Below are 22183 nucleotides of genomic sequence, written 5' to 3' on the forward strand. Positions count from 1 at the left end.
TAGTAAAGCCACGTCGATCACTCCGATCTCCTGTCGAAAGGACAGGAAGGATTGTGCTATGAACGTGGGTCAGATTCCGTTGCAAATTCGTGGGGAAGATGGGTCAATTTTCAATGCAAATTAACACAAAGGTCCTCGCCACCCTTTGTAGCGTTTAGGTGGCGAGGTAGTGAAGCATATAGAAACGATGGGGAGTATGAAAAGTTGACCTGACCAGCGCTCACGTCAACCGGACTGACATACGATCCGCAGCACCTTTTCCAGCGGCAATACGCCGTCAATGAACTGGGGCGCCCGCAGCCTGGCCTCCCGGTAGCCAAAGGACTTCGTCCACTCCTCAGTCATTGCAGCCAAGCAGCGGTTGTAGACAATGCTCTTGTTTCGAATGCCATTCGCGTTCCACAACTCGCCCTTCCATGTCGCCGCACTATTTTCTCCTACTCTAAATACTTGCTGAGCGTGAGCGCGACGTGCGCGACGGGATCAGTTCCGGCATTGTGCCAAATTGAAGATGAGAATGATGCTCAGAGGAAAATCGCGCTACGCGCGGCGCCTCCGGCGCGCCACCGCGTAGCGGTGGCAATCGGACGATTCGGAGCGGCCCGCCCCTGCAGGGGCGATGCCTTCGAACCTGCCGCCTTGGCGACCACGGAGAGCGCGCAGGCGCTCTGCTTCTCTCCGCCAGGAAACAAATGCAAAAAGGCCACCCGAGGGTGGCCTTTTTTACATTTGTATTCCTGGCGGAGAGAGGGGGATTCGAACCCCCGATAGGCTATGAACCTATACACGCTTTCCAGGCGTGCGACTTCAACCACTCATCCATCTCTCCTGCTTTTCCCTTTTTCGGGAAGCGGCAAATTATAGCAAAGATTCTGGAGAGTACCAATATTATTTGCAAACAACCTTACCACTTCGCCCATCAAGGTGCCCGGTCCCAGCCGGGCACCCGCCCTCAACTTAGGACGCTTCCTTCAGCTGCTCCAGAATCGCTGGATTTTCCAGCGTGGACACGTCCTGGGTGATGGTCTCGCCCTTGGCCAGCACACGCAGCAGACGGCGCATGATCTTGCCCGAGCGCGTCTTCGGCAGGTTGTCGCCAAAGCGGATTTCTTTCGGCTTGGCGATCGGACCGATCTCCTTGCCCACCCAGTTGCGCAGCTCCAGCGCCAGACGCTTGGCGTCTTCACCGGTCGGACGTGCCTGCTTCAGCACCACGAACGCGCAGATCGATTCGCCCGTCGTATCGTCCGGCTTGCCCACCACGGCGGCCTCGGCCACCAGCGGATTGGCCACCAGCGCCGATTCGATCTCCATCGTGCCCATGCGGTGACCCGACACGTTCAGCACGTCGTCGATACGGCCGGTGATGGTGAAGTAACCGGTTTCCTTGTTGCGGATCGCGCCGTCGCCAGCCAGGTACATCTTGCCGCCCAGTTCCTCGGGGAAGTAGCCGGACTTGAAGCGCTCCGGATTGTTCCAGATGGTGCGGATCATCGATGGCCACGGACGCTTGACGACCAGGATACCGCCCTGCCCGTTCGGCACGTCGTGACCGGCTTCGTCCACGATGGCGGTCATGATGCCCGGCAGCGGCAGCGTGCACGAACCCGGCACCATCGGCGTGGCGCCCGGCAGCGGGGTGATCATGTGACCGCCCGTTTCCGTCTGCCAGAAGGTGTCGACGATCGGGCACTTCTCGCGGCCCACATTGTTGTAGTACCACATCCAGGCTTCCGGATTGATCGGCTCGCCCACCGTGCCCAGCAGGCGCAGCGTGGACAGGTCGAAGCTGTTCGGATGCACTTTCGCGTCCGCGTCCGAGGCCTTGATCAGCGAGCGGATCGCCGTCGGCGCCGTGTAGAAGATGCTGACCTTGTGCTTGGCGATGGTGTCCCAGAAACGGCCCGCGTTCGGGTAGGTCGGGATGCCTTCGAACACCACTTGCGTCGCGCCCACGGCCAGCGGGCCATAGGCGATGTAGCTGTGGCCGGTCACCCAGCCGATGTCGGCCGTGCACCAGAACACGTCGGCCGGCTTGATGTCGAAGGTCCACTTCATCGTCAGCGCGGCCCACAGCAGGTAGCCGCCGCTCGAGTGCTGCACGCCTTTCGGGGTGCCCGTCGAGCCCGACGTGTAAAGGATGAACAGCGGATGCTCGGCGCTCACCCATTCAGGTTCGCATTCGGCCGACTGGTTGTCGACCAGGTCGCTCAGCCACATGTCGCGGCCGGCCACCATGTTGATGTTGCCGCCCGTGCGCTTGTAGACGATCACGTCCTTCACGGTCTCGCAACCGCCCAGCGCCAGCGCTTCGTCGACGATGGCTTTCAGCGGCAGTTGCTTGCCGCCGCGCATTTGCTCGTCGCCCGTGATGATGGCCACGGCGCCGGCGTCGATGATGCGCTCCTGCAGCGACTTGGCCGAGAAGCCGCCGAACACCACCGAGTGGGTGGCGCCGATACGGGCGCAGGCCTGCATGGCGGCCACACCTTCCACCGACATCGACATGTAGATGATGACGCGGTCGCCCTTCTTGATGCCGCGCGATTTCAGGCCGTTGGCGAATTTGCACACTTTCTCGTGCAGTTGGCGATAGCTGACCGGGGTGCTGGTGCCGTCGTCCGCTTCGAAGATGATGGCGGTCTTGTCGGCGTTGCCGTTCTGCAGGTTGCGGTCCAGGCAGTTGTACGACACGTTCAGGTGGCCGTCTTCGAACCATTTGTAGAACGGTGCGTCGTCTTCATTCAGCACGCGGGTGAACGGCTTTTGCCACACGAGGTTTTCCTTGGCCAGACGGCCCCAGAAACCTTCATAGTCGGCGGCCGCTTCGGCGCACAGTGCCTCGTAGGCGGCCATGCCCGAGATTGCGGCCTGGTCCGCGAACGCCGCCGGCGGTGCGAAGACGCGGGATTCTTGTGGGCCCTGCTGTTGGGCGCTTTGAGCTTGGCTTGCAGTGCTGGTCATGCTGATCTCCAGTGTAGTAATCGTTTGATAACAACATTAAACTTGATCGCTTACTGAGTCCTTACAGGCCGTCCCCGGCGAAGGATTTGATGCGAGTACCCGTTGCAATCACGCCTGTTGTGCCATTTTACCAATCATTCAAATCAACCACAGCTGACGTATCAAGCCGCCGCGCGGATGCGGTTGCCGATCAGCACGTGTAGAATGTCGGCAGTTCCCATCTGCCCGCTAGCATACCGGAGTCCCGTCCCGATGACCTGCCTGTGTTTCCGACCACCCGCGCCACGCTGCTGGCCGCCGTGCGTCGTACGGTCGTCGCGCGCGCCGGCGTTGCCAGCGCCAGGCCGCTGTCCCGGTTTCCGCATCACTCCTCGTTCCACTCGAATTTAACCACGCGAGATCACCATGACCATCATCAAGCAAGAAGACCTGATCGACTCCGTCGCCGCCGCGCTGCAGTACATCAGCTACTACCATCCAGCCGATTACATCCAGCACCTGGCGCGCGCTTACGAGTCCGAACAGAGCCCGGCCGCCAAGGACGCCATCGCGCAGATCCTGACCAACTCGCGCATGTGCGCGGAGGGCAAGCGTCCGATCTGCCAGGATACCGGCATCGTCAACGTGTTCCTGAAGATCGGTATGGGCGTGCGCTTCGAGGGCTTCACCGGCACCGTCACCGACGCCGTCAACGAAGGCGTGCGTCGCGCCTACAACTACGATGACAACAAGCTGCGCGCCTCCATCGTGGCCGACCCGCTGTTCGACCGCAAGAACACCAAGGACAACACGCCTGCCGTGGTCCACATGGAACTGGTGGAAGGCAACACGGTCGACGTGAAAGTGGCGGCCAAGGGCGGCGGCTCGGAGAACAAGTCGAAGATGATCATGATGAACCCGTCCGATTCGCTGGTGGACTGGGTACTGAAGACCGTGCCGACCATGGGCGCCGGCTGGTGCCCGCCCGGCATGCTGGGCATCGGCGTCGGCGGCACCGCCGAGAAGGCCATGATGATGGCCAAGGAAGTGCTGATGGACGACATCGACATGTACGAACTGAAGCAGCGCGGCCCGAAAAACAAGCTGGAAGAACTGCGTATCGAGCTGTGCGACAAGATCAACGCGCTGGGCATCGGCGCCCAGGGCCTGGGCGGCCTGACCACGGTGCTGGACGTGAAGATCATGATGCACCCGACCCACGCGGCATCGAAGCCCGTGGCCATGATTCCGAACTGCGCGGCCACCCGCCACGGCCACTTCGTGCTCGACGGTTCCGGCCCGGCCTACATGACGCCGCCACCGCTGTCGACCTGGCCAAACGTGAGCTGGGCGCCTGACACGGAGAAGTCCAAGCGCGTCGACCTGAACACGCTGACCAAGGAAGAAGTGGCGTCGTGGAAACCGGGCCAGACCCTGCTGCTGAACGGTAAGATGCTGACCGGCCGCGATGCCGCCCACAAGCGCATCCAGGACATGCTGGCCAAGGGCGAGCCGCTGCCGGTGGACTTCAAGAACCGCGTGATCTACTACGTCGGCCCGGTCGATCCGGTGCGCGACGAAGCCGTCGGCCCGGCCGGCCCGACCACGGCCACCCGCATGGACAAGTTCACGGAAATGATGCTCGACAAAACCGGCCTGATCGCCATGATCGGCAAGGCCGAGCGCGGCCCTGCCGCCATCGAGGCGATCCAGAAGCACAAGTCGGCTTACCTGATGGCCGTGGGCGGCGCCGCCTACCTGGTATCCAAAGCCATCAAGAGCGCCAAGGTGCTGGGCTTCGAGGACATGGGCATGGAAGCGATCTATGAGTTCGAAGTGGTCGACATGCCCGTCACCGTGGCCGTCGACGCGGCCGGCACTTCCGTGCACAACACGGGTCCAAAAGAGTGGCAGGCCAAGATCGAGCAGCTAAGCACCGTGGGCAATATCCCCGTCACCGTCGCTTAAGCCGTCCCCTTGCCGCCCCGCTGCGTTTGCGCCGCGGGGCGGTTGCCGTTTACGATACGCACATGAATTCCATCCCAGCTATTTCCACCGCCCCGGACGCGCCCATCGGCGTGTTCGATTCCGGCGTGGGCGGCCTGTCCGTGCTGCGCCACATCCGCGCCCAGCTGCCGGACGAGCATCTGACCTATTTCGCCGACATCGGCTACGCGCCCTACGGCGACAAGCCGGAAGCCGTGGTCACGGCGCGCGCGCTGGCGGTGGCGGACTTCCTCGTCACCCAGGGCGTCAAGGGATTGGTGGTGGCCTGCAACACGGCCACCGTGGCCGCCATCAAGGCCATCCGCGCCCGCTACCCGCTGCTGCCCGTGGTGGGCGTGGAGCCCGGCCTGAAGCCGGCCGTGGCGGCCAGCCACAATGGCAAGATCGGCGTGCTGGCCACGGACCGCACGCTGTCGGGCGAAAAATTCCTGCAATTGCGTGAACAGATCAGCGCCAGCAGCGGCGCCGAGTTCGTGCTGATGCCGTGCATCGGCCTGGCCGACCAGATCAACCTCGGCGAGCTAGACACGGCGGCCACGCAGGCGCTGCTGCAACGCTACGTGGCGCCGCTGATCACGCAAGGGGTCGACACGCTGGTGCTCGGTTGCACCCATTACGTGTTCGTCCAGCCCGGCATCGAGCAGGTGGTCGAGCGCACCAGCGCCCACCCGGTCGCCATCATCGACACCGGGGACGCCGTGGCGCGCCAGATCGCCCGCCTGCTGCATGCGGCCGGCCTGGAGCGCGTGCCGGCGCCGGACGACGCCGGCGCGCCGGCCCGGCTGCTGGGCTACACGAGCGCCAGCGCGGCCGAACTGTCGGCCGCGTTCGGCAATCTGCTGGGCCTGAACCCGCCTGTGGCCAGCGTGACCATTTAGACACGGCCGCGCTTGCCGGCGGCGCCAGGACTTGTCGATCTGTGCATTTAGATTTGCACGTTTCAACATCGGCTTGTATAATTCGGCACCTGTCCCGCAAACACCGGGACAAACGTAAGACCAGTGGTGGCTGTAGCTCAGTTGGTAGAGTCCAGGATTGTGATTCCTGTTGTCGTGGGTTCGAGCCCCATCAGCCACCCCACCGGATTCGTAGTACGCATAAGGCCATAAGTTCAACCTTATGGCTTTTTTGTTTTAGTAGAAACACCCGCTGTCGCGCAAGTTGCGCCGGCGGTAGCAAGTCAGTGGTGGCTGTAGCTCAGTTGGTAGAGTCCAGGATTGTGATTCCTGTTGTCGTGGGTTCGAGCCCCATCAGCCACCCCAAGAATTCGCAGCAAACAAAAAGCCACAAGTTCACGCTTGTGGCTTTTTGCTTTGCAAGCGGCGCGGCCGCCCGGGCACACGGCACCACCCAGGAATGACGGGAAAATGTTGGGCGACATTGCCCGATGGAACTGGTTTAACGCTACAATAAAGCGTCGCCGCGCACGCCCGTGCGGGGCACCGAAGCAGCAATCCGGGCCGAACCGCCGCCCCTGCACTCCATCAACACTGAACAGGAATGCCCCGCCGTCACCGGCAGGAGGCGCATGAGTATATGTCTGAAGAAATCTCCAACCAGGAAGTCACCACCTACGGCAAGGACACGCCCGTGGGCCGGCCCGATATCGACGGCCGCGCCGGGGTGTTCGTGCCCACCAGCGCATTTGACCTGAGCAACACCACCACCATCCGCAAGGGGGCTGGCGTAGTGGGCTTTGGCAATCCGGACGGCTCGCTGACCGTCTATTTCGAAGCCAACCGCTTCGACGACAGCAGCTTGCACAAGTGGGAAAACAAGGCCCGCAAGGCGTATGACCGCATGGTGATGAACGCGCCCACCGTGTCCAAGGCCAAGCTCGACGCCCGCATGCTGGAACAGATCGGCACCATCGATGGCGTGGGCATCCAGCTCAAACATCCGGAACGGTTGCAGCAGTGGCTGGAACTGTCCAATGCGCTCGACACAGCGCCGGCCGGCCCGGTCGTGCTGTGGCGCACCAAGTAAGCGTAAGCACGAAGTAAACACTCCCCTCGCATCCACGCCAACGCGCCATCGTCCTACAACAGCGAGGACGATGGACCGACGGCAGACCGCGCGTTCATGTACTAGACTGAATACATGAACATCTCACATCACCTCCCCTTCCACGTTCCCGAGGCCACGCTGTCGCACATGCGCCATGTCGCGTGGGGGACGCTGCTGCTAGGCCTGGCGGGCACTTCCGCCTACCTGCTGTGCTCGGAAATGGCGATGCTCGATAACGGCACGCTGTACATGCTGCCCTGAGCTGTCCACCTTGAAAACAAAAAAGCCCGCAGCGCCAGAAATGGCGCGGCGGGCTTGCGTTGTCGTTGGGCCTGTCAGCGGTGACGGTAGTAACCGCGCCCGCCCCCACGGTGGCCGCAGCACCAGCTCCCGAACACGAAGTCCAGACCTATCGACACCGGCGGGTAGTAGTAGGAAGGCGCCGGCGCGGCATAGACGGGGGCTGGGTAATACACTGGCGCCGGTGCATAGACGGGTGCCGGTGCGTACACGGGCGCGCTACTGTATTCGACGCGCGACGGCCCTGCCGGTTCCACCGACACGGTATGCCACTGGTAAGGATCGACCGGGGCGGCACGGCCGCCGTAATACGCAGGTGCCGGTGGCGCGACCACGCAGCCGCTCAAGGCCGCCATTGCCAGCACTGCCAATATGGTTTTCATCGCATGTTCCTCCTTTTCGTACTATAGGGAAAATTGAAGTCCCGCGCTGCAGATTTACAGCTTGTTACACCCGTAGGGAGAGCGGAAAAATGCGGCCAGCCATGAAAAAAACCGGCGCAAGGCCGGTTTCTTGTTGGGGATGCAGCGCTTCGCCTCAGTCCAGCTTCCACGCGTAATCAACCTTGGTCCAGGTTTCGGCCGGCGCGCCATCCTTGGTGCCCGGCTTGAACTTGCAGGCACTGATGGCCTTGATGGCTGCCTTGTCCAGATTCTTGAAACCACTCGACTTTTCCACCTTGGAGTCGGCCACCGTACCATCAGCCTTGACCAGGAACATCATCGAAACCGTACCCTGCTCCTCGTTCATCAGCGATGCCTTCGGATATTCCGCCTTGCAGTTCTTGGCGTCGAAACTGGCCGGCACTTCGCCCGCATAGGCTGCCGTCGCGCCCGACATGAGCACTGCCGCAAAAACACTCAACCAACGCTTATTTGTAGACATCTGATTTCCCCAAGTGGCTAATTCTTGATCAAGTTCCCGGCGGCTGGCGCCGTGTCTTTATTACAGTTTCCAGTCGTAATCGACCTTGGTCCAGGTCTGAGCCACGGCGCCATCCTTGGTACCGGGCTTGAACTTGCAGGCACTGATGGCCTTGATGGCGGCTTTGTCCAGGTTCTTGTAGCCGCTCGATTTTTCGATCTTGGAATCGACCACGGTGCCATCGGTCGAGACCAGGAAAGCCATCGACACATTGCCCTGTTCTTCGTTCATCAGGGATGCCTTGGGATACTCGGCGCGGCAGTTACGGGCGTCGAAGGTGGCAGGGACTTCGCCCGCGAAGGCGGCGGCGCTGGCGCCGGACAGGAGGATGGCTGCGATGATGCTGGTCGAAACTTTGTTCATATTGTCGTTATTCCCACTACGTTTATTATTCAAAACTGTCGGTGCAAAGAAACGCTTAAAACTCTTCCCACTCATCTTCCGCCTGTGCGGCGGCGGCAACTTTCTTCGGCTTGGCGGCGGGCGTTGGCGCGGCGGCCAGCTTGCGCACCGGTGCAGCCGGACGGCTCACGGCGGCCGGCTTGGCCACTGCCACCGGCGCGACCGGGGCGATGTAGGCCACAGGCGCCATGCGCTCCTCGCCTTCCACCAGCTTGAAGATGCTGACCACGCGCGCCAGTTCGGCGGCCTGGTCCTGCAGGCTCTGGGCGGCAGCGGCCGCTTCTTCCACCAGCGCCGCGTTCTGCTGGGTCATGCTGTCCATCTCGATGATGGAATGGTTGACCTGCTCGATGCCGGCGCTCTGCTCCTGGCTGGCGTTGGCGATCTCGCTCATGATGTCCGTCACGCGGCGCACGGAGGCGACCACCTCGTCCATCGTCACACCGGCCTGGCCCACCAGCTTGGTGCCGGCGCCCACTTTTTCCACCGAATCGTCGATCAGCAGCTTGATTTCCTTGGCGGCGCCAGCGGAACGCTGGGCCAGGTTGCGCACTTCCGACGCCACCACGGCGAAGCCGCGGCCCTGCTCACCGGCACGGGCCGCCTCCACGGCGGCGTTCAGCGCCAGGATATTGGTCTGGAAGGCGATGCCATCGATCACGCCGATGATGTCCACGATCTTCTTGGCCGACGCGTCGATCGAGCTCATGGTGTCGACCACTTGCGACACCACGGCGCCGCCCTTCATGGCCACATCCGATGCGGTGGCGGCCAGCTGGTTCGCCTCGCGGGCGTTGTCGGCGTTCTGCTTCACGGTCGCCGTCAGTTCTTCCATGGCGGTGGCCGTCTTTTCCAGCGAGCTGGCTTGCATTTCCGTGCGCGACGACAGGTCGATGTTGCCGGCCGCGATTTCGCGCGACGCCGTGCCGATGGTTTCCGTGCCGTTGCGCACCTGGCCCACGATGTCGACCAGGCTGTTACGCATTTCCTTCATCTCGGCCAGCAGGCTGTCCTGGTCGCGGCTGTCGGTATCGATCATCACGGACAGGTCACCCTTGGCGATGCTGCCGGCGATGCTGGCGGTGTAGTCGGGCTCGCCGCCCAGCTGCTTGAGCAGGCCACGGGTGATGACGACGGCGGCCAGCACGCTGATGGCCACGGCCAGCGCGCCCAGCACGATCATGAAGGTACGGGCGCTGGCGAAGCCGGTGGCGGCGTCAACCTGCACCTGGGTGTTCAGTTTGTCTTCCAGCGTGGCCAGCTGATCCAGCGCAGCCATCCACTTCTTCTGCACCGGACGGATTTCCTTGATCATGACCTTGGTGGCGTCTTCGGCCTTGTTGGCCAGCCACAGGTCGGAAGCCTTGGCGATGGCGGGCATGGCAGCCGCCTCGAATTCCTTGACCTGGCCCAGCAGGGCTTTTTCTTCCGGGGTCGCTTCCACGGCGAACTGGTCACTCAGCTTCTTCTGGGCTTCGGCATACTTGGCCGCCAGGTCCTTGACGCGGTTCATTTCCGGTTCCAGGTCCGAACCTTCGGGCATCAGGGTCAGAATGCGCAGCGAGGTGATGCGGTCGCTGACGTTGGCACGCATATCAATCACCAGCCGGGTGACGACGTTGTTGACGCCCACCACATGGTCCAGGCGGTCCTGGATTTGCGCCATACGGCCTATGCCGACAGCAGTCACGGCCACCAGAAACAGCAGCACCAAGGCGAACCCGAGACCCAGTCGCGTCCCAACTTTCATTTTTGCTAAATTCATTTCGTCTCTTCGTAAGTGACACTATTGATAAGAATTTGCCCTGGAAACCAGGCGTTGTGCGCTTGGAATCCACCGGCCCGTGCTGTTAGGCGTGCGACAGTAGCAAACAATGACTGCGAATGCAAAACGCGCGGCTCCACCAGCAGCGCGTTTCCTGACATGCAATACCCAAACGGAATTCGGTGGATTTGTGTGAGTATTCAGGAATTATAGATGTGAAATTTGCCTCAAAGCAAGCAAAACCTGCCTCAATTTTACGCAAACGAACTTTCTGCGAGGAAATTGAGTTGCCGCCGAAAATTACTTGGCGAAAGCAGGCTTACGGCGTGGAAAGGCGCAGCCGGGCGGCCGCTTCGAGCAGTAAACGTGGGTCGCCGGCGGCCAGTTTTTTCGAGTCCGACAGTGTCTGGCGGAAGCTTTTTGCGCCGGGCAAACCCTGCATCAGACCGAGCATGTGGCGAGTGATGGAATTGAGTTTGAGGCCGCGCCCGCCCTCGTTTTTGAGCTGGGCTTCGATGTAGGGCACCATGGCCGCCAGCACCTGCTCGCGCGTGGGGCGCTCGGCCGTGTCGCCATAGTAGCGCTGGTCGAAACCGGCCATCATGAACGGGTTGTGGTAAGCCTCGCGGCCCAGCATCACGCCATCGACGTGCTGCAGATGCAGGTCGATCTCGGCCTCGGTCTTGATGCCGCCGTTGATCAGGATTTCAAAGTCGGGGAAGTCGCGCTTGAGCCGGTAGGCGTACTCGTACTTGAGCGGGGGGATCTCGCGGTTTTCCTTGGGCGACAAGCCCTTCAGGATAGCGTTGCGGGCGTGGACGATGAAGGTGCGGCAGCCGGCGTCGGCCACCGTGCCGACGAAGTCGCGCACGAAATCATAACTTTCGGTCTGGTCGATGCCGATCCGGTGCTTGACGGTCACGTCGATGGTGACGGCGTCGCGCATGGCCTTCACGCAGTCGGCCACCAGTTGCGGCTCGGCCATCAGGCAGGCGCCGAACGCGCCCTTCTGCACCCGTTCCGACGGGCAGCCGCAGTTGAGGTTGATTTCATCGTAGCCCCAGTCCTGGCCCTTCTTGGCGCTCACGGCCAGGTCGGCCGGATCGCTGCCGCCCAGTTGCAGGGCGACCGGATGCTCTTCCTCGCTGAAGCGCAGGTGGCGCTCGACGTCGCCATAGACCAGCGCGCCCGTGGTCACCATCTCCGTGTACAGCCAGGTGTGGCGCGTGATCTGGCGGTGGAACACGCGGCAATGGCGGTCGGTCCAGTCCATCATGGGGGCGACGGACAGGCGGCGGGAAGGCAGGATCTTGGCGGTCATAATAATACTTGTGCAACGGTGGTCTGAAAACGTCAAACCCGCTGCCCCGCATGGGGCTCATGCGGACACAGCGGGCCGGGTGCGCGCGCCGGCTGGCGCGCGCCGTCATGCAGCGGCGATTACGCCTCGCGCGAAGCGCGCTTGCGCTCGTGCTCTTTCAGGTAACGCTTGCGCAGACGGATCGATTTCGGCGTGATTTCGACCAGCTCGTCGTCCTCGATGAACTCGACCGCGTATTCCAGCGACAGCTGGACTGGCGGCACCAGGCGCACGGCTTCGTCGGTACCGGAAGCGCGCACGTTGGTCAGCTGCTTGCCCTTGATCGGGTTCACGACCAGGTCGTTGTCGCGCGAGTGGATACCGATGATCATGCCTTCGTACACAGGGTCGTTGTGCACCACGAACATGCGGCCGCGATCCTGCAGCTTCCACAGCGCGTAGGCCACGGCGGCGCCGTCGTCCTGCGAGATCAGCACGCCGTTGCGACGGCCGGCCAGTTCGCCTTTCGAGGTATCGACCGGGGCGTAGGCGTCGAACACGTGGCTCATCAGGCCGGTGCCGCGGGTCAGGGTCATGAATTCGCCCTGGAAGCCGATCAGGCCACGGGCCGGGATGCGGTATTCCAGACGCACACGGCCTTTGCCGTCCGATTCCATGTTCTGCAGGTCGCCACGACGACGGCCCAGTTCTTCCATCACGCCGCCCTGGTTCGCTTCTTCCACGTCCACGCTCAGCATTTCGTACGGCTCTTCGCGCACGCCGTTGACCATCTTGAACACCACGCGCGGACGCGACACGGCCAGCTCGAAGCCTTCACGGCGCATGTTTTCCAGCAGAATGGTCAGGTGCAGCTCGCCGCGGCCCGACACTTCGAACACGGTATCGTCGTCGGTCGGCAGCACGCGCAGCGCCACGTTCGACTTCAGTTCTTTTTCCAGGCGGTCGCGCAGCTGGCGCGAGGTGACGAACTTGCCTTCGCGGCCAGCCAGCGGCGAGGTGTTGACCATGAAGTTCATGGTCAGGGTTGGTTCGTCCACAGTCAGCATCGGCAGCGCTTCCGGGGTGTCCGGTGCGCAGATGGTCGAACCGATGCCGATGTCTTCGATACCGTTGATCAGGATGATGTCGCCGGCGACGGCTTCATCGACCAGCACGCGCTCCAGGCCCTTGAAGTTCAGCACCTGGTTGATGCGGCCCTTGGTCGGGGTGTCGCCAGGACCGTTCAGGAACACGACGTCCTGGCCAGCCTTGACGCGGCCACGCGACACGCGGCCGATACCGATCTTGCCCACGTAGGACGAGTAGTCCAGCGAGGTGATCTGCATCTGCAGCGGACCGTCCGGGTCGTCGTTACGCACCGGCACATATTTCAGGATGGCTTCGAACAGCGGCTTCATGTCGCCGTCGCGCACGTCTTCGGTCAGGCCGGCGTAGCCGTTCAGGCCCGAGGCGTAGACGATAGGGAAGTCCAGCTGCTCGTCGGTCGCGCCCAGCTTGTCGAACAGTTCGAAGGTCTGGTTGATGGCCCAGTCGGCGCGTGCGCCCGGACGGTCGATCTTGTTGACCACCACGATAGGCTTCAGGCCCAGGGCCAGCGCCTTGCGGGTCACGAAACGGGTCTGCGGCATCGGGCCTTCCTGGGCGTCGATCAGCAGCAGCACGGAGTCGACCATCGACAGCACGCGTTCCACTTCGCCGCCGAAGTCGGCGTGGCCCGGGGTGTCGACGATGTTGATGTGGGTGCCTTCGTACTCGACCGCGCAGTTCTTCGACAGAATCGTAATGCCGCGCTCTTTTTCGAGGTCGTTCGAGTCCATGACGCGGGTATCGACCTGCTGGTTTTCACGGAAGGTACCCGACTGGCGCAGCAGTTGGTCCACCAGGGTGGTTTTGCCGTGGTCAACGTGGGCGATGATAGCGATATTGCGAATTGCGCGTTTAGTATTAGACATAGTCGTTATATTTGCTGAAAAACTGCGGGGGGCGTACGGGGGTGTACGAGGCGTTACAGTGCTTGCCAATTTCTGGAACCGCGTAGTATAGCATGGTGCGTTGCAACTCTCCTCGAAATTCCTAATATTTTCAAAGAGTTGCCAGACCACGCGGGCCAGGGTGCTTCAGGTGTGGGCGGTGGCGATCAGCCGCTCGGGCGCCAGGATGCTGTATTCGCCCAGCTGGGCCGTGCCCAGCAGCTTGTCGTCCAGGTAGACGCGCACGCGCCCCTGCTCCGCCGGCACGGTGACCGGCTCCTTGCCCAGCGCCAGCCGCTGGCCTTGCAGGAAGCGCTTGGCCAGCTCGGCGTTCAACTGCACGGCCGGGAAACTCGACAGCAGCGCATCGACCGGCGCCAGCAGGCTGCGCGGATCGGGATGGGCCAGCAGCGCCTCCAGCGTGATCATGCCGTCGGCCGTCAGCGCGCCCACTTGCGTGCGGCGCAGCGCGTTCAGGTGCGCGCCGCAACCGAGCGCTTCGCCGATGTCCTGGCCCAGCACGCGGATGTAGGTGCCCTTGCTGCAGGTGACGGACAGCTTGAGGAACGGCGCCTCGTAGCTGATCAGCTCCAGCTTGTGGATGACCACGTTGCGCGCTTCGCGCTCCAGCGTGATGCCGGCGCGCGCGTATTCGTACAGCGGTTTGCCGTCGCGCTTCAGGGCCGAGTACATGGGCGGCACTTGCGCGATGGGGCCACGGAAGCGGGCCAGCACGGCCTCGATCTGCTCCAGCGTCACGTCCACGTCGCGCGTGTCGACCACTTCGCCTTCGGTGTCGCCGGTGTCGGTGGTCTGGCCCAGGTGGACCACGGTTTCATAGGTTTTGTCCGCTTCGAGCAAGTCCTGCGAGAACTTGGTCGCTTCGCCGAAGCACAGCGGCAGCAGGCCGGTGGCGAACGGGTCCAGCGTGCCCGTGTGGCCGGCCTTCTTGGCGTTGAGCACGCGCTTGGCCTTGATCAGCGCGTCGTTGCTGGAAAAGCCGACCGGCTTGTCGAGCAGCAGCACGCCGTCGACCAGGTCGCGGACTTTCTTGGGATGGTTTTGCTTCATGGTGATGGCGGCGGGAATCCGGGGCGCACGCGGCACCCCGCCCCTGCTTATTCCGCGTCCTTGTCTTGCTGGCTTTGCTCGTCGTCGAGCGAGCGGGTGGCGTTGGCCTGGTCGATCAGGGCCGACAGTTCCATGCCGCGCGCGGTCGACACGTCATGCACGAAATGCAGCTGCGGCAGGGTGTGGATGTGCAGACGCTTGCCCAGCTGGCCGCGCATGAAGCCGGCCGCCTTGTTCAGGCCGGCGATGGTGTTCTGCACGGCTTCCTTACTGTCCTTCAGCATGGTGAAGAAGATCTTGGCGTGCGCGTAGTCGGGCGTGAGCTGCACTTCCGTCAGCGTGATCATGCCCACGCGCGGGTCCTTCAATTCGAACGCGATGATTTCGGACAGGTCGCGCTGGATCTGGTCCGCCACGCGCTGGCCGCGCTGTGGAATGGTTTTGCTATGTTTTGCCATGATTCGGTACTGCCTTCCTAAAACGGCAAGTGGACGGAAGCGCTGCGCCTCCGTCCACTTGCCTGGTATCGCCGGTGCGTTGTGGATTACAGCGTACGCGCGATTTCCTGTACTTCAAACACTTCCAGCGAGTCGCCCACCTGGATGTCGTTGTAGTTCTTCAACGACAGGCCGCACTCGAGGCCGGCGCGCACTTCCTTCGCATCGTCCTTGAAGCGCTTGAGCGAGTCGATCTCGCCCGTCCAGACGACGATGTTGTTGCGCAGCAGGCGGACCGAGGAGGTGCGCTTGACCACGCCGTCGGTGACCAGACAGCCGGCAATCGCGCCCACTTTCGACACCAGGATGACCTGGCGGATTTCGACCTGGCCAATCACGGTCTCGCGCTTCTCCGGCGCCAGCATGCCCGACAGCGCCGACTTCACGTCGTCGATGGCGTCGTAGATGATGTTGTAGTAACGGATATCCACGCCGTTCGACTCGGCCAGCTTGCGCGCCTGCGCATCGGCACGGGCGTTGAAGCCGATGATGACCGCTTTCGAGGCCACCGCCAGGTTGACGTCCGATTCCGTGATGCCGCCGACTGCCGCGTGCACCACCTGCACCCGCACTTCCGAGGTCGACAGTTTCTGCAGCGAGCTGACCAGCGCTTCCTGCGAACCCTGCACGTCGGTCTTGATGATCATCGGCAGGTTCTTCACTTCGCCTTCGGCCATCTGGTCGAACATGTTCTCCAGCTTGGCGGCCTGCTGCTTGGCCAGCTTCACGTCGCGGAACTTACCTTGACGGAACAGACCGATTTCACGCGCCTTGCGCTCGTCGGCCATGACCATGACTTCTTCACCGGCTTGCGGCACTTCCGTCAGACCCTGGATTTCGACCGGGATCGATGGACCGGCTTCGGTGATCGGCTTGCCGTTCTCGTCCAGCATGGCGCGCACGCGGCCATAGGAGGAGCCGGCCAGGATCACGTCGCCGCGCTTCAGGGTACCGGACTGCACCAGGATGGTGGCGACCGGGCCCTTGCCCTTGTCCAGGCGGCCTTCGACCACCAGGCCACGGGCCGGCGCTTCCACCGGCGCCTTCAGTTCCAGCACTTCGGCTTGCAGCAGCACTTGCTCCAGCAGCGCATCGATGCCCTGGCCGGTCTTGGCCGACACTGGCACGAATGGCGATTCGCCACCGTATTCTTCCGGCACCACTTGCTCGGCCACCAGTTCCTGCGTGACGCGGTCCACGTTGCCACCCGGTTTGTCGATCTTGTTGATCGCCACCACCAGCGGTACACCGGCTGCCTTGGCGTGCGAGATCGCTTCCTTGGTCTGCGGCATCACGCCGTCGTCGGCTGCCACCACCAGGATCACGATGTCGGTCGCCTTGGCGCCACGGGCACGCATGGCCGTGAACGCTTCGTGACCCGGCGTATCGAGGAAGGTGATGATGCCGCGCGGGGTTTCCACGTGGTAGGCACCAATGTGCTGCGTAATGCCGCCGGCTTCGCCCGACGCCACTTTGGAGCGACGGATGTAGTCCAGCAGCGAGGTCTTACCGTGGTCGACGTGACCCATCACGGTCACCACCGGCGCGCGCGGCACGGCTTCGAAGTGGGCGTGTTCGCCCTGGTCGGCCAGCAGCGCTTCCGGATCGTCCTGCTCGGCGGCGTAGGCCTTGTGGCCCATTTCCTCGACCAGAATCATGGCCGTTTCCTGGTCCAGCACCTGGTTGATGGTGCACATCTGGCCCAGCTTCATCAGCTGCTTGATGACCTCGGATGCCTTGACCGACATCTTGTGCGCCAGTTCGGCCACGGTGATGGTTTCAGGCACGTACACGTCCTTGACCACGGCTTCCGTCGGCGCCTGGAAGTTGCTTTCGCGCTCTTCCACATGGCCGCCACGGCGACCACCGCCCTTGCCGCCGCTACGCCATGCGTCGCGACCGCCGGTCGGGGCATTGCCACGGCCTTTGGAGGCGCCAGGCGCACCGCGCTTCTTGGCGTCGTCCTGCCAGGTCGAGGACACGTTGGCCGACTTGATCGACTTCTTGTCCGCCGTGACCGGCTTCTTGTCTTCCTTCTTCTCGCCAGGCTTCTTGTCGGCAGGCTTGTGCAGCGTGCCTTCCGGCGCCTTGGCCTTGACCGGGGCCGGTGCCGGCTCCGGTGCCTTGATGGCGCGCCGCGGCGCGTTCATCATGGCCTTGATCTGTGCCACTTCGTCGGCCACGGCCTTGCGTGCGCGCTCGGTGGCGGCCGCTTTCTCGGCGGCTTCCTTGGCGGCAGCATCGGCCTTCTTCTTGGCTTCCTCGGCGGCGGCGGCCGCTTTCTTCTCTTCCGCGGCGGCGTCGGCCACCGAGGTGGCGGCGCCCGCTGCAGCGGCAGCGGCGGCCTTGGCGGCGGCCTGCTTGGCTTCCGCTTCGGCTTGTTTCTTCGCTTCCGCTTCGGCGGCGGCGGTCGCTTTCGCTTGCGCTTCCTTCTCGGCGTCCAGCTTGGCCAGCGCTTCCTGCTTCTCGCGCAGTTCCGCTTCCTGGCGTGCGATCAGTTCAGCCTGCTTACGGGCTTCCTCTTCGCGGCGCGCCACTTCGGCGGCGTCGACCACGGGCGCGGCAGGCGCGGCGGCCGGCGGCGGCACGATGTCGTCGCGCTGCACGAAGGTGCGCACTTTCTTGACGGCGACCTGGATCGTGCGCGACTTGCCGGTGGCATCAGCCTGCTTGATCTCGGTGGTTTCCTTGCGCGTCAGCGTGATTTTTTTCTTTTCGGTGTCAGCCGCTGCGCCGTGGGTACGGCGCAGGTGATCGAGCAGCTTATCCTTATCATCTTTCGACAATGGATCTGACGTCGAACTTTTCTCGACGCCGGCAGAACGCAGCTGCGTCAGCAGCAAATCTGCAGGCATCTTCAGTTCGGTGGCAAATTGGGCTACGTTGTTACTCGCCATTCAGTCCTCTTTTCTATGTGTCGCGGAGATGATAAAGATACTCAAATTAAGCCTTTGCGGATTCGACCAGACTCCAGGCCTTGGCTTGCAGCGCCTTGGCACGGTCGTCGTACTTCGAATCAACCAACTTCATCTCATCGTCGGTCACATCTTCAAATTCACTCTTAATCAGTTCTCGTGCACGGTCGGCCGACAGCGCCAGGATGGCGCCGAATTCGTCGTAGGCCAGTGCGGCAAATGCTTCCACGGTCTTGATACCAGCCAGACCCAGCTTGCCGGCGGTGATGCGGTCCATGCCTTCCAGACCAACCAGCGCCTCGTCCATGCCTTCCAGGCCTTCTTCCGAAGCGATCGCCTCGGTCACCAGCGCGTCGCGGGCGCGGGTCCGGAGTTCATTGACGGTATCTTCGTCGAACGATTCGATTTCCAGCATCTCGGAGATCGGCACGTAGGCGATTTCTTCCAGGCTGGCGAAGCCCTCTTCCACCAGGATGTCGGCCACTTCCTGGTCGACGTCCAGCTTCTCCATGAACAGCGCGCGCACGGCGGCCGTTTCCTGGGCGGCTTTGTCGGCCGATTCCTCGGCCGTCATGATGTTGATCTTCCAGCCGGTCAGATCGGACGCCAGGCGCACGTTCTGGCCCGAGCGGCCGATGGCGATGGCCAGGTTTTCCTCGTCCACCACCACGTCCATGGCGTGCTTCTCTTCATCGACCATGATCGACGACACGTTGGCCGGGGCCAGCGCACCGATCACGAACTGGGCCGGATCTTCCGACCACAGCACGATGTCCACGCGCTCGCCGCCCAGCTCGCCGGTCACGGCTTGCACGCGCGAACCGCGCATGCCCACGCAGGTGCCGATCGGGTCGATGCGCTTGTCGGCCGTGTAGACGGCGATCTTGGCGCGCACGCCGGCGTCGCGGGCGGCCGATTTGATTTCCAGCATGCCTTGTTCGATTTCCGGCACTTCCAGCTCGAACAGCTTCATGATGAATTCCGGTGCGGTGCGCGACAGGATCACCTGCGGGCCGCGCATGTTGCGGTCGATGCGCAGGATATAGGCACGCACGCGGTCACCGATACGCAGGTTCTCTTTCGGGATCATCTGGTCGCGCGGCAGGCGCGCTTCGATCTTGCCCGATTCGACGATGGCGTCGCCGCGCTCCATGCGCTTGATGGTGCCGGTCACGAGCGAGTCGCCGCGTTCCAGGAAGTCCACCAGGATCTGTTCGCGCTCGGCGTCGCGCACGCGCTGCAGCACCACTTGCTTGGTGTCCTGCGCGAAGCGGCGGCCGAATTCCACGGATTCGATCGGCTCTTCGATGTGGTCATCCACTTCGATGTCGGGGATCTGTTCCTTCGCTTCGAACAGCAGGATTTCCTGGTCCGGCAGCTGGAGGCCAGCTTCGTCCGGCACCACGTGCCAGCGGCGGAAGGACTCGAATTCACCCGACTCGCGGTCGATCGAAACGCGGATATCGACTTCACCTTCATAGCGTTTCTTCGTGGCTTGCGCCAACGCGAATTCCAGCGCGCCAAAAACGACATCCTTGTCGACGTTTTTCTCACGCGCCAGCGCGTCTACCAATAACAAAACTTCGCGACTCATGCTTTGCGTCCCTTAAAAACCACCTGCGGCACCAAGCGTGCCTTATCCACATCGGCGAGCGTAAACTCCAACAACGCCGGACCATCTGTTCCTTCAAATTCCAACGACAATTTCTCGTCCTGGGGCTCCTGCAGGATGCCCTGGAACGTGCGCCGGTTGTTCGTACCCGGCATGGCCACGCGCAGCTTGACGCTGGCTTCGCAGCCGGCAAAGCGCACGTAATCGGCCAGTTTGCGCAACGGGCGATCGAGGCCCGGCGACGAGATTTCCAAACGTTCGTAGTTGACGTTCTCGACCGTCAACACGTGCGACAGCTGGTGACTCACCGTGGCACAGTCCTCCACGGTGATCGGGCCTTTTTCGGCCGCATCTTCCGCCGAGAAATCGATATACACGCGCAACAGTCCGCGCTCGGCCCGTTCGACATCAACCAGCTCATAGCCCAGACCAGACACGGTCTTTTCAATTAATTGCGGCAGCTGCAAGAAATTCTCCAGATCAAAGTCCGTTTCTACTTTGAAAAACGGACCACTCAAAACGGTTCACCAAAAAAAAAATGGGCATCTGCCCATCTTCTTGTCATTCCAACCAGATGGAAGCACTCTTGGCAAACAGACCTTGCGAAGAACTTCAATCAGGCTGTGAATTATAACCCGTTCTTCCTTGTGCCGCAATGCCGGACATACCCCAACGGCAGGCTTACAACAAGGAAAATCGGGCTACAAGGCCCAAAAACAGGCCAAACAGCGGGCAGCGGCCGAAGCCGCCGCCTCATCAACCTTTACGGCGGCGCGGCATGCCGTGGTCGATGGCGCCGCCACGCGGCGGCTGGTTGCGGCGCGGCGCGCTGGCGTTGCCGAAACCAAAAGTCGTTTGCAGCGGATCAGGCTGGCGCGGACCGCGTTGCGGACCCTTGGCGGCGCCGAAACCCTGACCCTGGCCACCTTGACCACCCTGGCCACCCTGACCACGTCCCTGGGACTTGCCCCGGCTCTGGCCCTGGCCTTCGAAACCACCACCGAGCGGACGGCCGCCGGCGTAGGCGCCCAGCGTGCCGCCTTGCGGACGGCCACCAGGACGGCCACTCTGGCCCATGCCCATCCCCATGCCGCCACGGCCTTGGCCGCGGCCCTGGCCACGGGCCGGTTTTGGGAACGGCAGCGCATTGTCGTTGCTGACGTCCAGACGGTTGCCGTTCGGCTCGTCACGATCATCGCGCTCACGCTTGGCATTGCCGCCCTTGGCGTTGCCGCCTTTGGCATTGCCACCGCGCTGCGCCTCGCCGCCACCCTTCTTCTCCACGCCGTAGGCGGCCATCAGGTCGCGCACGGTGTTTTCTTCCATCTCCTCCCAGCGGCCACGCTTCAGGCTGCTTGGCAGGGTCATGGCGCCGTAACGGGTACGGATCAGGCGCGACACGGTCAGGCCGATCGCTTCGAACATGCGGCGCACCTCGCGGTTGCGGCCTTCGCCGATCACCACGCGATACCACTTGTTGATGCCCTCGCCGCCGCCATCGGCAATCTTGGAGAACTGCGCCAGGCCGTCTTCCAGCTCCACGCCGGCCAGCAGTTTCTGGCGCATGCCTTCTTCCAGCTCGCCCAGCGTGCGCACCGCGTATTCACGGTCGATTCCGTAGCGCGGGTGCATCAGCCGGTTGGCCAAGTCGCCCGAGGTGGTAAACAGCAGCAAGCCTTCGGTGTTGAAGTCCAGGCGACCCACGGCCAGCCATTTGCCCGCCTTCATGGTGGGCAGGCGGTCGAACACGGATGGACGGCCGTCCGGATCGTCGTTGCTGACGATTTCGCCGGCCGGCTTGTGGTAGATCAGCACGCGCGGCGGCTTCTTGCTCACGCGGCGCTGGATCAGCTTGCCGTTGATGCGGACCTGGTCGGTGCCCAGGATGCGCTGGCCGATGTGGGCCGGCTCGCCATTGACCGACACGCGGCCGGCGATGATCAGTTCTTCCATGTCGCGGCGCGAACCAAGGCCCGCTTCGGCCAGCACCTTATGCAGCTTGGGCGCGTCGTCGTCCGAGGTCAGGTCGCGGCGCACGGCCTTGGCCGGCGCGCGGCCCGTGCCACCTTCTTCCGAGTCATAAGCTTCCGAGGTCACGAACGAGAACACGGCGTCGGCATCGGCCGCCTTGGACGCTCCGCCCTTGCCGCCTTGAGCGCCACGCTGTTGCTGCTGCTTGCCGCCCTTGCCTTTTTTCTGGTTCTGCTGGCCCTTGCCATTGCCGCGCGCTTCGTTGCGCTGGCCTTGCTCGTGGCGTGGTTTGCCTTCCTTGGCGCGCACCGCCTCGCCTTCGGCCGGCGCTTCGCCCTCCACGGCGGCGACCGGCTCGGGACGCGGCATGGCCGCCTGGCGGGCGGCGCGCTGCTCACGCATCTGGCGCGGGCCACGCGGCGGACGCGGGCCACGTTCAGCGCGCTGGCCAGCCGCTTCAGCCGGGGCCGCTGGCGCG

At 62.9% G+C, this 22183-nt stretch carries 17 protein-coding genes and 3 tRNA genes; 6 read left to right on the top strand and 14 right to left on the bottom strand.

Features of this window, described 5'->3' with window-relative positions; genetic code table 11:
• Nucleotides 1-738: 738 nt before the first annotated feature.
• Nucleotides 739-829 (bottom strand) — tRNA-Ser (locus H3H37_RS24880).
• Between the two features lie 128 nt (nt 830-957).
• Nucleotides 958-2964 (bottom strand): acetate--CoA ligase, encoded by a 2007-nt coding sequence (gene acs, locus H3H37_RS24885; RefSeq protein WP_182167609.1) that lies wholly within the window; start codon nt 2962-2964, stop codon nt 958-960.
• Between the two features lie 405 nt (nt 2965-3369).
• Between acs and H3H37_RS24890 the strand changes: the two genes are divergently transcribed.
• From H3H37_RS24890 to H3H37_RS24915, 6 genes are all read left to right on the top strand, one after another.
• Complete coding sequence (locus tag H3H37_RS24890; protein WP_182167611.1) at nt 3370-4911, top strand: fumarate hydratase; 1542 nt, start codon at nt 3370-3372, stop codon at nt 4909-4911.
• A 62-nt stretch (nt 4912-4973) separates the two neighbouring features.
• On the top strand, nt 4974-5828 hold the full coding sequence (gene murI / locus H3H37_RS24895; RefSeq protein ID WP_182167613.1) for a glutamate racemase: 855 nt from the start codon (nt 4974-4976) through the stop codon (nt 5826-5828).
• Nucleotides 5829-5954: 126 nt separating this feature from the next.
• A tRNA-His gene (locus H3H37_RS24900) sits at nt 5955-6030 on the top strand.
• Between the two features lie 106 nt (nt 6031-6136).
• Nucleotides 6137-6212, top strand: a tRNA-His gene (locus H3H37_RS24905).
• A 274-nt stretch (nt 6213-6486) separates the two neighbouring features.
• Complete coding sequence (locus H3H37_RS24910) at nt 6487-6936, top strand: hypothetical protein (RefSeq protein WP_182167614.1); 450 nt, start codon at nt 6487-6489, stop codon at nt 6934-6936.
• A 114-nt stretch (nt 6937-7050) separates the two neighbouring features.
• Nucleotides 7051-7218, top strand: coding sequence for a hypothetical protein (locus H3H37_RS24915; RefSeq protein ID WP_182167639.1), 168 nt, complete (start codon nt 7051-7053; stop codon nt 7216-7218).
• A gap of 74 nt (nt 7219-7292) precedes the next feature.
• Here the strand turns inward: H3H37_RS24915 and H3H37_RS24920 are convergent, their stop codons facing one another.
• The 12 genes from H3H37_RS24920 to H3H37_RS24975 form a co-directional block, all read right to left on the bottom strand.
• Complete coding sequence (locus tag H3H37_RS24920) at nt 7293-7640, bottom strand: hypothetical protein (RefSeq protein WP_182167616.1); 348 nt, start codon at nt 7638-7640, stop codon at nt 7293-7295.
• Nucleotides 7641-7794: 154 nt separating this feature from the next.
• Nucleotides 7795-8097: an energy transducer TonB gene (locus H3H37_RS24925; RefSeq protein WP_229219032.1), complete on the bottom strand. Its 303-nt coding sequence runs from the start codon at nt 8095-8097 to the stop codon at nt 7795-7797.
• Between the two features lie 105 nt (nt 8098-8202).
• Nucleotides 8203-8544, bottom strand: a complete 342-nt coding sequence (locus tag H3H37_RS24930) for an energy transducer TonB (RefSeq protein WP_182167620.1) — start codon at nt 8542-8544, stop codon at nt 8203-8205.
• A gap of 55 nt (nt 8545-8599) precedes the next feature.
• Nucleotides 8600-10333: a methyl-accepting chemotaxis protein gene (locus H3H37_RS24935; protein WP_182167638.1), complete on the bottom strand. Its 1734-nt coding sequence runs from the start codon at nt 10331-10333 to the stop codon at nt 8600-8602.
• Nucleotides 10334-10667: 334 nt separating this feature from the next.
• Complete coding sequence (dusA, locus tag H3H37_RS24940; protein ID WP_182167622.1) at nt 10668-11669, bottom strand: tRNA dihydrouridine(20/20a) synthase DusA; 1002 nt, start codon at nt 11667-11669, stop codon at nt 10668-10670.
• Nucleotides 11670-11788: 119 nt separating this feature from the next.
• A complete protein-coding gene (typA, locus tag H3H37_RS24945; RefSeq protein ID WP_182167624.1) occupies nt 11789-13621 on the bottom strand; it encodes a translational GTPase TypA in 1833 nt (610 codons plus the stop codon).
• Between the two features lie 165 nt (nt 13622-13786).
• Nucleotides 13787-14710, bottom strand: a complete 924-nt coding sequence (truB, locus tag H3H37_RS24950) for a tRNA pseudouridine(55) synthase TruB (protein ID WP_182167626.1) — start codon at nt 14708-14710, stop codon at nt 13787-13789.
• 47 nt (nt 14711-14757) lie between these two features.
• Nucleotides 14758-15168 (bottom strand): 30S ribosome-binding factor RbfA, encoded by a 411-nt coding sequence (gene rbfA / locus H3H37_RS24955; RefSeq protein ID WP_182167628.1) that lies wholly within the window; start codon nt 15166-15168, stop codon nt 14758-14760.
• Between the two features lie 86 nt (nt 15169-15254).
• On the bottom strand, nt 15255-18104 hold the full coding sequence (gene infB, locus H3H37_RS24960) for a translation initiation factor IF-2 (RefSeq protein ID WP_182167630.1): 2850 nt from the start codon (nt 18102-18104) through the stop codon (nt 15255-15257).
• A gap of 46 nt (nt 18105-18150) precedes the next feature.
• Nucleotides 18151-19716, bottom strand: coding sequence for a transcription termination factor NusA (gene nusA, locus H3H37_RS24965; protein ID WP_182167632.1), 1566 nt, complete (start codon nt 19714-19716; stop codon nt 18151-18153).
• Complete coding sequence (rimP, locus tag H3H37_RS24970) at nt 19713-20201, bottom strand: ribosome maturation factor RimP (RefSeq protein ID WP_182167634.1); 489 nt, start codon at nt 20199-20201, stop codon at nt 19713-19715. The genes nusA and rimP overlap by 4 nt, the downstream gene beginning before the upstream one ends.
• Before the next feature lie 289 nt (nt 20202-20490).
• Nucleotides 20491-22183: pseudouridine synthase (locus H3H37_RS24975; RefSeq protein ID WP_182167636.1), on the bottom strand; the 1693-nt coding region annotated here is incomplete at its 5' end.

The organism is Rugamonas brunnea (assembly GCF_014042345.1).
Taxonomy (GTDB): Bacteria; Pseudomonadota; Gammaproteobacteria; order Burkholderiales; family Burkholderiaceae_D; genus Rugamonas; species Rugamonas brunnea.

Coding starts and splice junctions, on each gene's coding strand:
- H3H37_RS24915 (WP_182167639.1), top strand. CDS start 7,051: ATGAACATCTCACATCACCTCCCCTTCCACGTTCCCGAGGCCACGCTG.
- H3H37_RS24910 (WP_182167614.1), top strand. CDS start 6,487: ATGTCTGAAGAAATCTCCAACCAGGAAGTCACCACCTACGGCAAGGAC.
- acs (WP_182167609.1), bottom strand. CDS start 2,964: ATGACCAGCACTGCAAGCCAAGCTCAAAGCGCCCAACAGCAGGGCCCA.
- nusA (WP_182167632.1), bottom strand. CDS start 19,716: ATGAGTCGCGAAGTTTTGTTATTGGTAGACGCGCTGGCGCGTGAGAAA.
- H3H37_RS24890 (WP_182167611.1), top strand. CDS start 3,370: ATGACCATCATCAAGCAAGAAGACCTGATCGACTCCGTCGCCGCCGCG.
- infB (WP_182167630.1), bottom strand. CDS start 18,104: ATGGCGAGTAACAACGTAGCCCAATTTGCCACCGAACTGAAGATGCCT.
- H3H37_RS24920 (WP_182167616.1), bottom strand. CDS start 7,640: ATGAAAACCATATTGGCAGTGCTGGCAATGGCGGCCTTGAGCGGCTGC.
- truB (WP_182167626.1), bottom strand. CDS start 14,710: ATGAAGCAAAACCATCCCAAGAAAGTCCGCGACCTGGTCGACGGCGTG.
- dusA (WP_182167622.1), bottom strand. CDS start 11,669: ATGACCGCCAAGATCCTGCCTTCCCGCCGCCTGTCCGTCGCCCCCATG.
- H3H37_RS24925 (WP_229219032.1), bottom strand. CDS start 8,097: ATGTCGGGCGCGACGGCAGCCTATGCGGGCGAAGTGCCGGCCAGTTTC.
- H3H37_RS24930 (WP_182167620.1), bottom strand. CDS start 8,544: ATGAACAAAGTTTCGACCAGCATCATCGCAGCCATCCTCCTGTCCGGC.
- typA (WP_182167624.1), bottom strand. CDS start 13,621: ATGTCTAATACTAAACGCGCAATTCGCAATATCGCTATCATCGCCCAC.
- H3H37_RS24935 (WP_182167638.1), bottom strand. CDS start 10,333: ATGAAAGTTGGGACGCGACTGGGTCTCGGGTTCGCCTTGGTGCTGCTG.
- murI (WP_182167613.1), top strand. CDS start 4,974: ATGAATTCCATCCCAGCTATTTCCACCGCCCCGGACGCGCCCATCGGC.
- rbfA (WP_182167628.1), bottom strand. CDS start 15,168: ATGGCAAAACATAGCAAAACCATTCCACAGCGCGGCCAGCGCGTGGCG.